Here is a 13,290-nt window from a genome sequence, read left to right on the forward strand (position 1 = left end):
CTCTATACCATTGATGTACTCAATGATCGTGTTGTTCATTTTCTGTGCAGACTGATAGTAGGGACCCATGCGCTTCATTCCAACAGAGTACATAATGACCATGGAGAGCAGGCTGATCGGGATAGAGGCCAAAGACATAAGAGCCAGTTTCCAGTCCGCACAAAACATAGCAACATAAATCACCAGCGGGATCAGTAAATTTGCGATACCCTCCGGGACTGAATGAGCAAGGAGCAATTCCAAGCTGTCCACATCATCGACAAACAGCTTTTTGATTGTCCCTGTCCCTTTTTCCTCCACAATGCCAAGGGGAAGTTTCTCAAACTTCTTTTGCAGAGATACCCGCAGCCGGAACAATGTGTTATATGCTGCTTTATGAGAAATTGATAATCCCCATCCATAAAAAAACGCCTGCAAAACGAGACAGATCAAAACCCCTATAACACGCAATAAAACAAATTCTGTTTCAACAGAATCGCCCATAACCAATGGCGAAATGACCTGATAGGCCAGCACAAAAGGCAGGATGCCCATAAGAACGCTGACCAGTACGACAACCGTGGCCACATACATATTTTTCTTATATGGCCCTGCGTACTCAAAGATTTTTTTGAACATAAGCCCTCCTTATATTGAGCCGTACTGTCTGTGCTTCAAAAACAAGAGGCCGCCAAAGTAAAGCGGCCTCTTATCATTATCTTTCTGTCCAGTCAAGGCGGCCCTGACATTCATAAATTTCTAAAATTCACTGGCGGATTCGGAAAAAATCCAAAACCTTTTTACTGCCGGATTCGTCCAATGGATAGCTTTCTTTTACTTGCCCTTTTTCCATATGGACTACATACGAACATCCCGCCATCACCAACTCCGGATCATGCGTAATAACAAGAAGCGTTTTGCCCTGATCCGCGAGTGACTTCAAACTCCGCGCAACTTCCCGCATATGTTTGAGATCAAGCCCGCTGGTTGGTTCGTCAAACACAATGATCTCCCGGTTACTCACAATGGCAGACGCGATCGCTACCCGCTGTTTTTGCCCGCCGGAAAGAGAAAGCGGGTGCCTGTCTTTATATTCCAGCAGATCAAACTGTTTAAGAATTTTATCCACAACAGTTTCATCCTTGTTGTCCATGCTCAGAAGCACTTCATCCGTCACGCTTTCGGTAAATAGCTGATGGCTGGTATCCTGCATTACCATGTAGCAATGTTTGAGCCGGGCTTTCCAATCAAGGGTTTTCCCGTCAACCTGCAAAAGGCCACACTTCTTTTCCAGTCCGCAAATACAGCGGGCCAGAGTAGATTTTCCAGCGCCATTCAGACCGATAATGGCAATCGTTTCTCCAACAGGCAGTTCTGCACTCGGAATATGGAGGCTTTCTGGTTCCCGCTTTTTATACGCAAAGCAGAAATTTTGAAATTCCATCTGTTTAGCTGTATGCGCCTGATACTGATTCGCAGGCTTCAACTTCGAGAGAGAAAACGGCCGCAGCCCCATTTCTTTTCGAATGCCATCCGATAAGCTGTCAAATTCAGCAGGCGTGTATTCCCGTTCAATCTCCCCATCTTTTACATACAGCACACGATCTGCAAGATCGTGAAGGTAGTAAAGGCGGTGTTCTGCGATCAGAATTGTTTTGCCCTGCTTTTTCCAGAGGCTCAGGACCTGCCGCAGGTCATCAATAGCAGCCATATCCAAATTAGAAGATGGTTCGTCCAGGACCATAATTCCCGGCAGCAATACACTTGATGAAGCACAGGCTATTTTTTGCTTTTCGCCCCCGGACAGAGCAAACACGCTTCGCCCCATCAAATCTTCGATATGATAATCGGAAACTGTCCGGTCAATCCTTTTCAGGATATCCTCCTGAGGATAGCCTAAATTTTCACAGGCAAAGGCTAATTCACTATCCGTATCCACGTTGAAAAACTGACTTTTGGGATTCTGGAATACAGATCCCACCATAGCAGCCAAGTCATAAAGCGGCGTATCTGATACGCTTTTTCCGTCCAGAAGGACATCGCCCTCTAAATTGCCCTCGTAATAATGAGGCACCAGCCCGTTTACCAAACGGGTAATCGTTGTTTTCCCACAGCCGGATTCTCCCGTGAGTAAAACAAATTCCCCTGTGTTTATGGTGAGATTGACATTTCTAATCCCTCCGCCGCTGGATTCTTCACCATAAGAAAAAGAAACATTTTGAAAATCTATCATGGCAAAATCCCTCCTGCGGAAATTATCGGGGAAGCAATCGCCCAAAACACTACAAAGCAACAAAACAAGATCAGCACCACATCGGCAAAATTGAATTTAAGCTGGCAAATGTTTGTGCGTTTGACAGGAGCGCCGAGGCCACGGGTAATTGCCGCAGCGGAAAGTTCCTCACCAATTTTCACGGAGCAGGTAATCATCGGGATCAGCTTATACTCCAATATTTTTGAAGATTTTTTCCCTCCAAGTTTAATCCCACGCATTTTCATAGCGTCACTGATTGCTTCTGACTCCTGAAAGACAGTTGGAAAGAAGCGGAACATGACCGTTAAGGGGATCGTCACTTCTTTAGACATATGGATTCTTTCCATGCCGGAAATCAATTCACTGACCGTTGTTGTTTTCACTGCATAGGCAGCAATCGCAACACTGGGAAGGATTCGGCAGAAGAATCCTGTTGTAAACAGAACAAGGAAATTCAATATCCCCGTAAGGTGCGGCAAAACATAAATTTGGACAGCATAAAAAACAGAAAACACAGCAATATAGCCCACAGCTTTTGCACATTGTTTCGAGGTAAGCAGCAATATAGCCGGAACCACACAAAGGACAAGGCGGATCAGTCCCATAGCTTCTCCGCCTGTTCCACCCATGACAAAAATGCTTATGATGAAGATGAGCAACAGTTTTGTACGCGGATCGAGCCGCAACCCTTGTTCTGTTTTTTTGCTGAGCAGAATTTCCCGCGCCATTATGCAATACCGGCACGCTGGAAGTGCTTTTTGCAAATGGCTTTCCCAATCATACCTCCGACAAGGCCAAACACAAAGCAGGCAACTAGCAGAATAGGCGCAATCCACATAGGCATATATGTATTAAGGGTAGCTGCATATTCAGCGCCGTATCCTTCAGTCAGCATTACCATATAGCTTTCACGATTCAGGAAAAAGGGAGCAAAGTTGCCAAACACCCAGATGCTGAACACACCGCAGGAAAGAACTGTACTCTTTGCACTTTTGTAGTCTGCCTTTTTCAGGATCACGTCAGCCAACAGGCCGCCAACAAGACCAGTTACCATAGTAAGATAGCCGTTGCCGAAGAACACCATGATTAGGCCAATCAGGAAACCCATGATTGCAGTCATCCCGAATTTTTTAGCCTTTGTAACATACAGCATATAGGGGATGCCGCCAAGCAAAGGACACAGCACCGCCATCAGCGGAATAAAAATGGGGATGAAGCCAAGCATCGCCACCAGCATAACAATGACGACATAGATGACGGTGTAGATGCCGATAGTAATTAAATCTTTTCCCTCAAGCCGGGAACTTTTTTTCTGGGAACTCATACCAGTATCCTCCTATCTAAAAAATGGTGTAGTTAGCATTTTCTAACTACACCACATATAATAACAATTTACGCCTACATTTCCAACCCAAAACCGGTTTTATTCTACCCAAAATCGGTATTTTTTAATTTTAACCAATCGTATTTTCCGTTTTATAGTTTTTAGGAATTACCCCATACTTCTTTTTGAATGCCGCAGCAAAGTTACTCGGTTTTGAATAGCCTACAAATGCTGCCACCTGACTTACGTTCAAATTACTTTCTAATAGTAGACTTGCCGCCTTTTCCAATCGCTGATCTATAATATACGCATGAACCGATGTTCCAAACAGCGAGGAAAAACCCTTTGACAATTTTGAAGTACTAATATTGACTTTTCGCGCCAATTCCTCACAACTTGGTGCCACAGCAAGCTGACTGTCAATGATTCTCTTCGCTTCTATGATGGATTCTCGGTCACTTCTGGAAATTGCTATATAAGTTGACGCAAGAATACTCAGTTCCAAAATCTCACTCAAATATACAGATAACAACTCAAAAACTTTGCTTTCCAAAAACAGGTATCCCAATCCGCCGCGATATTGCGTGAAGTCTTTCAGTTCCGCAAAAATGTGCTCCATATAGGGAGTAATACCTACTTTTGATATACCTTCCAATAGTTTTTTCTGATAAACCTCAATCTCACCAACATCAAAATAGTCATTCATAATTTTACGGAAATACGACAGTGGTACTTTTACATTTTTGAAAAGGAAATCGTTTTGTTTGGAATAGCACAGATATTCCATTTTCCCGTGTCCACGATAAATACAGGACTCACCTTTTTGTATGCTGATACTTTGTCGGCTATCTGCAATATTCCAGGAAACACCATCATTGAAGCAGAACAACATTTGAATGTATTCTTCGCTACTCACTCCCTGCACGTTCATATCTGAAAAATAATTCATTTTCCAGTCCGAAACAACTGCTCCCTGTTTCGTGACCACCTGTAAAATCTGCCCTGTCCCCATGTCTGCTGGAATATCTATGGTTATTGTCTGCGGTGAATTAGAGAGCAGATCACGATAAAGATTATTCATGTATTGGTTTGTCATGTATAAGCATTCCTCCCGAAGTTAGATAAGACTAATTAAATTTTACAACTTCCAAAGTAAAAAGTCAAATTTTGTAATCATGTAAAAAGCAGACACTACTTAATGTAAATTACAAACTTCACTTACTTCCATTTCTTTCTGCATCTCACAAGACGATAAAGTCACTTTTAAAATCCATTGTACTGACAATTTAATATTAATTCTCATTGTTCTCCCTGCACATCGCTAAATTATCTTATAAATATGGCATTTTAGGAACACCTGACAGTTCGAGAGTTAATTTTATCTGAAGTTCATATTTATCGTGCTTTTATTGCAAGTAATAATGTTTCTGATAATTTAGCTGTTCTAAAGTGCATTTTTGTCAATTGGTTTAAAATTTTTTCCACACTCTGATAATTCCACGACATTAGGCTATCTACAGTACTAACTATGTTTTTACCACAAAAAACTTTATAGGTCAATCTCCATGTCCATTGATCCATCCCCACTTGCTTTATATCGGTAATATACGTCTCATAGCGCAATCTTCCTTGAGTAGCCACCGATATTCTACTTCCTACTGGCGCAACAAGAAATTTCGGTTCTAAAAGTTCTATCAGGATTGGGACATTTATATTCAAATTTTTATCTAATTTATACAATAATTTTTCTTGTTCATCCCTTTTTAAACGTCCAAGTACTCCCATGCACATTACACCACTTATTTTATCTCGAAATGAATATTTACCTACATCTATCGGCAATAGAGAAATTCTCTCTTTAACTTCATTATGCTCCATTAATCTTGCCATAAACGCTGTTCTCATATAAGCCGATGGTTCTAAAGCAATTATTTCTTTATCACATATCATATTAGCCATCTCTATTGTTCTTTTTCCAGTTCCTGCGCCTATATCCAAAATGATTCCATCTAAATCCTTAACCATATCAGCAAATTTGTTTAAAACAATTTTTTTGTTCCCTATCTGTGAAAGAGCTGATAAATCATAAAATTCTACTGTCTCTCCGTATACATTCTCAATTTCATTCAATCCCGTCATTCTCCTTTTTTATTAAATGTCTTTTTTCAAATCATAAAATATATTTTTTATGTCACCAAAATTGTCATAATCAACGATATTCATATAACCCACTTTCTGACATATTTCAGACCATAATTTTGATACATATATTTGATATTGCGCCATGTACATTTTTTCTGTTCTATTTTGCTTAAATAAAATCTCTAAAGCTTTCTTTACTGCATCCGGCCATATTTGTTCAAACGTTTCTTTTACTGATGGTAACATTACATTTCCTATAGTAACACCAGAGGGTATATTTACTTCCTCTTCTACATTAATACTTAGTGTTCCATATTCATCTCTTGGCATATGCAAGAAAGGAAGCCATATTACCGGACCATGGGTATTGACCAGGCAGAGCCGCCCTGTGGAAAATGTCAATTCTATTCTATGATATAAATGTAATGGATGGTCTATATCGTTACGATCCACATTGGTATTCACTATAAATGTTACCGGAACCATTCCAATTATACCACTAATAACTCTGTTACCCCCTCCTGCCATAGAAGTTGTATAAGATTCTGATACATTTCCCAATTTCCATGTAGATAAGCCTCCCAACGCACACCCCAATATATCTATTCCATCATATAATACATGTATAGCGCATTCCAAGGATGCATTTATAAGATGAGCATGTTTACTTATTATTTGTGCCGCCTCTAAAAAATCTCGAATTGGCTTGATATACCGATAAAATGGATTCAACATAAAAGCGGCACTTCCGGATTCTCTTATACAATTAACAATTTCTACCTCATGAGCAGGATGTTCTAATAATGTTGGTATCCCTTTTGCAAGTATACTTTTAGCTATATTGGCACCGTTTCCACCTCCAGCCGCATTAGGTACAACTACACATGCTGCATCAACATTTTGATTTATTTCTTTAATATCCGTATACATTGTCACATTTAGATTCTTTGAAAGAAGTCTGGATCTATCGCTTCCTTTTCCCAATATACCCATAAGCTCATATTCTTTACTTTCTGCAATAGCTTTCAAATAAATTTTCCCAAATCCTGTTCCACATACTAAAATCTGTTTTTTCTTCATATCTTTCCCTCTGATTTGAACTTATCTATTTTTTTAAGTTCATCTAACACTTGATATTTTTCAAGATAACTTGCCATTGTATAAATTCCATCCTTCCTAGGCATTTCAAATATTGCATTGGCAGTAATCGCTAATATTTCGCCAGTTAAAACACTCGGATTTTTTCCTTCAAAATAAATGCATCTACTATCATTTCCTTTATTTTGTCTTACCCATATAAAAGCTTTTTGGTTGCTATTTTTCTGTCCCATTAATGCATTTACTAAATCTTTTTTTTGACAATGCGCCTTATTTACTATTGAAAATAAACTTACAGGTGCCGCCGTATATGAATCAATATTAAGCATATATTTTCCTTGTATAATTTCTTGAATTTCTTCTGTAACATATGGCAATATAGATAATTTCGAAATTCTTGTTGGAAGATTCAGCGGACTTCTTTTCTGAGCAGGTAAAATTTTTCCATTTTGCACACATGCCATAGGAATTCCAGCTTTATAACTTTTTATTTCTTCCACATAATCGATTGCGGCAGCTTTTGAAAAATTATAGACACCTCCAATAATCATCTCTATTAAGTCATCATTGAAAGCTTCTTTAAGCACAGAAGACAACATCCATCCTGATAACCCCGGAAATATTCCCGAACCAACTATAGCGGTACCTTTCATGCTAGAATTCCTCATTTTTCTAATTAAATGAATTCCTCCTGGGTCAACATACGGAATATTCTCTGCCATTGCTTCAAGTAACATTTTTTCACTATAGTCTGCGGAAGGTCCGATTGCTCCTATTACCAAATCACTTCCTTTAAAGAATTTTCCAATATTACTTTCCTTATCAATATCAAGTTCAAATAATTGGATGTTGGGAGCCATATACATTCCTGTATCTTTTATTGTTTCTATATTCCGTACACTGACTCTTAATGAATAGCCTAACTTACTTAAAACCTTACACGCTGTCACACCAACAGTACCTGTTCCGCCAAGAATACAGATTGTTCTGCGATTATTTATCATTTTCTAGTTCCCTCATAATAATATCAAAAATGTCATTACTATTAGATTCAAATTCTCTAACGTTACCTAAAACAGCCTTTTCCCAAGATTTAATAGCAACTGAATTTCCGTCAATTATGCTTATATCTCCTAAATATAAATCACTTTCTTTTGCTTTAGATGGATTTATTAAAAAAATGCGGTTAATAATAATGTTTTCCCCTAATAGTTCACTTGCCTTAGTTATGCATAAAGAAGCCATTTCGGAAAAGGCAATAATATATTTCTTTTTAACATTTATGTCTTCATGACATCTTTCAATTATTTCTTGCCCTCCCACTCTCTTACAACTTATGTTTGAAGCGCTCAATTTTTCTATAAGAGCATCTCTTATTTCATTTTCGTTATCCCCAAATATATATACAACAGTATATGAATTTCTTGTTTGATTTCCTGCATTACTATGCATTTGATTTTTTGAAGGATTTTTACAATCCGATATATACTGAGCAATCCCCATAATTGTTGGCATCGTCAACGATGCCCGTAATATTTCATCAAATCTCATGCCTTGTGCTTCTTGTATGTCACTAACTATGCGCCCAGAAATCTGAGATAATAACAAAGAATCAAGTCCATTTTCTAATAAATTATCTTCATAATCAATATAATCATTTCCAGAAATAGAGCATACGATTTTTTTGATACTTTTAGCAAGTTCTACATATTCCTTCTTTTGCGAAATTAAAGTTGCTTTTGCATTATGCTTTACCTTGATGTTCTTTTGTATTTAGATTCAAAAAAGAGACACATAACGTGCCTCTTAAATGCTGTCTCCGCAGATATTTTCCGCGGAAACAGTGACAAACAGATCATTCTACAGTCAGCACCAGACCGATGTCTGACGTGAATGTTCCTTTCAGCGTTTTTACCTCGTAGCTGCCGCTTGCAAAAGTAAGGATAAAATATCTGCCCTTGTTACAGTAGTCTACAAGATATCCATAGCCGTATAACTGATCCAGTGCCTTTGACAGCTGCTTGCTCGGCTTTAATACCAGTTCATTTCCAGAATCTGATACCACAGCAAGTTCGTCTGCTGTCTTGATAAGCAGGAAGCCGTCCACGTTTTCCTCCGCGGAGGATACCTTGGATGCCAGCTCAATGCTTCTCAATCCATTATATTCTCGGCTGTAAATGTTGGTAAACGGTTTTCCGTTAAACTCACCCTGGAATACAATGAAGTTATCCGTGCTTAAGACATACTTGCCAAGCGGGGTATCGATCTCATGGTCTTCATCAGGCTCTGTATCATACTCTTCATGGTCAAGCATGGTTCCTTCCTGGTCATAGATCAAGTATCCTGACGCATCCACAACCTCTTCTGTCGTCTTTTCATCCCCTTCTCCCTTTTCTTCCATATGAGTTCTGGAATAGTAAAGAAGAAGATTGTCGTTCGACAGAGTTACTTTCTGTGGAATCGGGATCGTCAAACCTTCCAGTGTTGGACGGAATTCTTTTCCAACATAATTTGGATCAAAGTACATCAGGGAGATTTTATCTTCCCCTGCCTTTACTCCAAGGAGGATCTTACGCGCAAAAATGGCTAAGATATGGTCGATCTCGATCTCTCCCTGTTCCGCAGCAGGATGTCCGTTCTTTACCAGCACACCGTCAGAAACATACCAGTTTTCCGCAGCAAGATTCTCATAGGAATCTTTGATCACACGGAAGCAGATGGCATTTTTCTCTGTCATGTTCACTTCCGACTGTCCATCGATACAGTAAAGCGGAACCTCGTTTTTCTCGATCTCTCTCAGGAACAGTTCTCTTTTATTATCAGAAGTAAATCTGATATTCAGGCTTTCCAGGTAGTCATCTACCTTGATACGTAATACCTGAGCGGAAACGATCTTCCCGTTCTCATCTTTACAGTTGCTGTCTACAACGTAGAAACCTCCGTAAAGTTTGTTAAGTACGATTGTTCCTCTTTTTGCTCTGTTCATCTTCATAATTGTTTCTCCTTTCGTAATGAAAAATTTTATTTACAAAAGAATTATGAGAAATAAGAGCAGAAAATGAAAAATCCGCCGCAAAAAAGCCGCCCGCAAGGGGCAGCTCTCAATACTCTTTTCTTAACTGTTCTATTGTATTCAAGTTTGCAGAAGTTTTCGCTTTCTGTCCTTTAATAATGTTATGGACAAGCTCAATATTCTTTTCGAGCATCCCATTCCCGTTCATGATCAGATAATCATATTTCGGGATCATGGAAATTTCTTTCCTGATCTGGGCAAGGCGGTTTCTGCGGTCTTCTTCCGTTGTCTCTGTCCGCTCCATTCTGGCTTTTAAGTCAGGTGCCGGTGCTGCGACAAAGAATGAGATTGCAGTCGGGTAAAGGGATTTTACCTTCATGGCTCCTTCTGTTTCCAGAACCAAGATCATATCCCGTCCTTCCTCCAGTGCTTTTACAACCGGAGATGCCAGTGTTCCGTATTTATTTCCGCAGTATTCTGCAGACTTCCAGAAAACCTCCGGACTCTTCCAGGTTCGCAAAGCATTCCGGTGTAATAAAGAAATAATCCACTTCATTACGTTCTCCGGAACGCGGTTGCCTGGTAGTTGCGGAAACAGAATAAATGTAATTATCACTTAATTCCTTCAATCCATCCGCAATGGCATCTTTGCCTGCCCTGGAAAATCCGGAAATGATGATCAACTGTCCCTGTTTTGGATTTTGGGTCTTTTCTAACTCTCTGATATCCGCAGCAGGATATTCATCATTGACCATTCCGTATCCGATGCGTCTTCCAGATTTATTAGCGAACAGCTGGTAAAATAGGCCTTCAAATTCATACAGTTCTTCCACTGTATCAAATTCCTTTGTAGCCTCCAGGTTTCCCTCCCAAGGATGGTCTGAAATGTAATCCAGTCCTTTTCCGTCAGGTTCGGAAGTAATTATGGCAGTGTATTTTTTCTTCGTCTCTGATGACACTGTTTCTGCCTTCCTGGTTTTTCTTCGAGTCAGGAGCATATCTTTGTATCTGCAGATAAGTGCATCGAAGATGACATAAACATTCATATCGAACATTATAAAATGTTGCGCTGATTTAAGCCCTTTTGTTTCTAAAGAGTGCAGTTTGGGATTAAAGTAACGCATATTGACGCCGTTGATTTTTTCTGCTCCCGCATTTGTAAAGGCAATCTTCATGGTTTTATCCATGCCAATTTTCTGCGGATAGACATTATAACAACTCCAATCTTCCACATGAAAATATTTTTTCAAGTTGTCCGTGATCCAGTCCTTCTTATATTTTAAATAGTTGTAAAAGTCCATAACGTCCAACTCTCCGCGGATATCAATGCCCTTACTTTCCGATAAAGAGGTTTCAAGCAGTACGACCTCCAGGTTACTTTGTGGAAATAAGTATTTTAATTCCTCGTTGAATTTCTTGATCATGTTATCCATATTTTTTTCTCCTTTGATAATGATTATTTTTCCTGCGGTCAATATCTGTCAGACATGACCGCAGGATCTTATAATTTTTCCAAATAACCTTTCTGGATCAGCACCATTCCATCCTTGTGCTTTAATAGAAAACAGAACAGGTTTTTACAGGACGACGACTGCGGGATACATTTAAAGTTCACCGCATGGAATTCTCCATCCGTACCTTTGATCGTATCCGGTTTATTGGAAATAAGCAGCTTTGCACCACTCTTCTGTTTTAAGACTTTTCCTATTTCTTCCTCAAAGGTTTCAATGGGAAATTTCTTTCCAACCAGTTCGATCATTACTCTCTCATCAACGCTCATTATGTTTTTCCTCCGCAATTGTTATGACACATTTCTCCAGGTAATCCTTAAGACTGATTCCTGTAAATGTCTCAAACATTTTTTTAATAAGTGATTTTTCTCTATCTGTTCTAGCCTCTTTCCAGATGCCGATGATCTCATCGTAGATCCCGGTGTAGTCCTCATCACACAGCTCATCAAGCTGATCTTTCAAGATCGTATCCCCGGTGGAATGCATCTTTGAGCATGACTGCAAAGTAATAGCAGTATCCTGCGCAAAACTTTTGCCGGATGCTCTTATCATCTTCCCGAAAATCGTTTATAAATGACAATACCTGCTTATCCGCAGCTTCCTTTCCGGAAATGACATGGAGTTCCCGGAGCATATACTCTGCCAGAAACCTTTCTGCCTGGTTTTGCGTAATATGCTCTTTTTTTACTTCCTTTCTTAACTGGTTTCTTTCGATTAAGATCTCCGTTCTCATCCCCAGAGGGATCTTGATGTCATACATGCTGATCCTTTGTATACACTGGATCTTTCCAAGCATAACAATGTTTTCCAGTGACTCTGATTTGACCAGTCTGTATTCTCCATTTGAATCGTTTAATACGCCTCTTTTCTCAATGGTTTCTCTTACAAGTTCCCCGTACTTATCAAATCCTTCCTGCGTGAACCAGCATCTGGTAGCTACATTGGGGTGTTCTTTGTACCATTTTGGTTCCTTTAAGAACCTCCCGATATATCTCCGCTGGTCAGGAAAAAAATACTGGAAGCATCCTTCCCATGGTTTGTCCGAACCAATCCGGACTTCATAGCGATAGAACATAAGTTTTAATTCTCCTTTCGTTTTTTTTACATGGAAAATATGGAAAAGCCGTGTAAAAAACGAAAAAGTGAATTCGAATTCACTTTTTGATTTTGTAGATGAGGTGAAGTACTATGATAATCAAATGGTCCTCGGAGGATTTCCGCTTTCTTGTGACGGTTTCTCAGCTTCCGAGATGCATGGCAGATGGAAGAACATATTAGGAAGATGTCATTAATGCCAGCATTATTATTTCGGAATGGATAGATACAGCCAAAAAACAGGAAGGACTATACCTGATTTCTCAAAATAAAACCACAAAAAAAGAGGAACCATCCGGTTCCTCAATCATAAACAACTCATTCTTCCCAGTGATCTTTCGCCGCCAGGAAGAGATCAACTACTTCTTCCGGGGACTTGTCAATCTGCGGAGCTTCCGCGGAGTCCTCAAAATCCAGTGCATCAAGTTCAAACCACGGGTGGTCATCTTCCGTCTCCGTATCAAACTTCTTTTCCGGAAAGCCCACCTTGTCTGGAATGAAATACATTCCATCATCCAGACAGTTAATGATCGTTTTAATCTGTTCGTCCGTATATCTTCCCGGAACGATCACCTTATTAGGTACCTTGTAATTAGATGCGTCTCTATACAGATATCCGATACAGGTGCTTTTATACAGATGTTCATAGTACTCAACATTACTTTCTTTTGGAATGATCCCATCTTTCGACCAGTCTGCGGCATCTACCTCCCTGTTAAAGCAGTCTTCACAGTTAAGACAGATCGTTCCGTCATTTACGGCATCTTCTGTTCTCTGGACCGCTTCGGTTAAATCTTCCGCCTCAACGATGACTGTTCTTGATATAGTTTCTCTGATTGTGATAGCATAATTTTTCATGGTATTCTCCTTTGTT

The 13,290-nt window shown here is 39.5% G+C and carries 16 protein-coding genes; all 16 read right to left on the bottom strand.

Features of this window, described 5'->3' with window-relative positions; all coding sequences use genetic code 11:
- On the bottom strand, positions 1-618 hold a 618-nt coding region (locus AC075L_RS04325; protein WP_476387185.1), incomplete at its 3' end, for an ABC transporter transmembrane domain-containing protein.
- A gap of 127 nt (positions 619-745) precedes the next feature.
- Complete coding sequence (locus AC075L_RS04330; RefSeq protein ID WP_154255332.1) at positions 746-2,212, bottom strand: ABC transporter ATP-binding protein; 1,467 nt, start codon at positions 2,210-2,212, stop codon at positions 746-748.
- A complete protein-coding gene (locus AC075L_RS04335; RefSeq protein WP_476387186.1) occupies positions 2,209-2,961 on the bottom strand; it encodes an energy-coupling factor transporter transmembrane component T in 753 nt (250 codons plus the stop codon). Before AC075L_RS04335 ends, AC075L_RS04330 begins: the two co-directional genes overlap by 4 nt.
- Complete coding sequence (locus AC075L_RS04340; RefSeq protein WP_476387187.1) at positions 2,961-3,557, bottom strand: MptD family putative ECF transporter S component; 597 nt, start codon at positions 3,555-3,557, stop codon at positions 2,961-2,963. Before AC075L_RS04340 ends, AC075L_RS04335 begins: the two co-directional genes overlap by 1 nt.
- A 130-nt stretch (positions 3,558-3,687) precedes the next feature.
- On the bottom strand, positions 3,688-4,653 hold the full coding sequence (locus AC075L_RS04345; protein WP_476387188.1) for a helix-turn-helix domain-containing protein: 966 nt from the start codon (positions 4,651-4,653) through the stop codon (positions 3,688-3,690).
- A 299-nt stretch (positions 4,654-4,952) separates the two neighbouring features.
- Complete coding sequence (locus AC075L_RS04350) at positions 4,953-5,687, bottom strand: class I SAM-dependent methyltransferase (protein WP_476387189.1); 735 nt, start codon at positions 5,685-5,687, stop codon at positions 4,953-4,955.
- A gap of 21 nt (positions 5,688-5,708) precedes the next feature.
- Entirely contained in the window at positions 5,709-6,779 is a 1,071-nt protein-coding gene (locus tag AC075L_RS04355) for a Gfo/Idh/MocA family oxidoreductase (protein WP_476387190.1), read from the bottom strand.
- Entirely contained in the window at positions 6,776-7,801 is a 1,026-nt protein-coding gene (locus AC075L_RS04360) for an NmrA family NAD(P)-binding protein (RefSeq protein ID WP_476387191.1), read from the bottom strand. The genes AC075L_RS04355 and AC075L_RS04360 overlap by 4 nt, the downstream gene beginning before the upstream one ends.
- Positions 7,791-8,348, bottom strand: coding sequence for a hypothetical protein (locus tag AC075L_RS04365; RefSeq protein WP_476387192.1), 558 nt, complete (start codon positions 8,346-8,348; stop codon positions 7,791-7,793). Before AC075L_RS04365 ends, AC075L_RS04360 begins: the two co-directional genes overlap by 11 nt.
- 304 nt (positions 8,349-8,652) lie before the next feature.
- The gene (locus tag AC075L_RS04370) at positions 8,653-9,789 is read right to left on the bottom strand and encodes a hypothetical protein (RefSeq protein ID WP_476387193.1); all 1,137 of its coding nucleotides are present in this window, start codon (positions 9,787-9,789) and stop codon (positions 8,653-8,655) included.
- A gap of 109 nt (positions 9,790-9,898) precedes the next feature.
- On the bottom strand, positions 9,899-10,366 hold the full coding sequence (locus AC075L_RS04375) for a hypothetical protein (protein WP_476387194.1): 468 nt from the start codon (positions 10,364-10,366) through the stop codon (positions 9,899-9,901).
- A complete protein-coding gene (locus tag AC075L_RS04380; protein ID WP_476387195.1) occupies positions 10,272-11,243 on the bottom strand; it encodes a hypothetical protein in 972 nt (323 codons plus the stop codon). Before AC075L_RS04380 ends, AC075L_RS04375 begins: the two co-directional genes overlap by 95 nt.
- Before the next feature lie 68 nt (positions 11,244-11,311).
- A complete protein-coding gene (locus AC075L_RS04385) occupies positions 11,312-11,590 on the bottom strand; it encodes a hypothetical protein (protein ID WP_118566566.1) in 279 nt (92 codons plus the stop codon).
- Entirely contained in the window at positions 11,580-11,783 is a 204-nt protein-coding gene (locus AC075L_RS04390; protein WP_476387196.1) for a hypothetical protein, read from the bottom strand. The genes AC075L_RS04385 and AC075L_RS04390 overlap by 11 nt, the downstream gene beginning before the upstream one ends.
- A complete protein-coding gene (locus AC075L_RS04395; protein ID WP_476387197.1) occupies positions 11,767-12,396 on the bottom strand; it encodes a hypothetical protein in 630 nt (209 codons plus the stop codon). The genes AC075L_RS04390 and AC075L_RS04395 overlap by 17 nt, the downstream gene beginning before the upstream one ends.
- 338 nt (positions 12,397-12,734) lie before the next feature.
- Complete coding sequence (locus AC075L_RS04400; RefSeq protein ID WP_476387198.1) at positions 12,735-13,274, bottom strand: DpnD/PcfM family protein; 540 nt, start codon at positions 13,272-13,274, stop codon at positions 12,735-12,737.
- Positions 13,275-13,290 lie beyond the last annotated feature (16 nt).

This window comes from Blautia sp. ZXY-1-B12 (assembly GCF_056339915.1).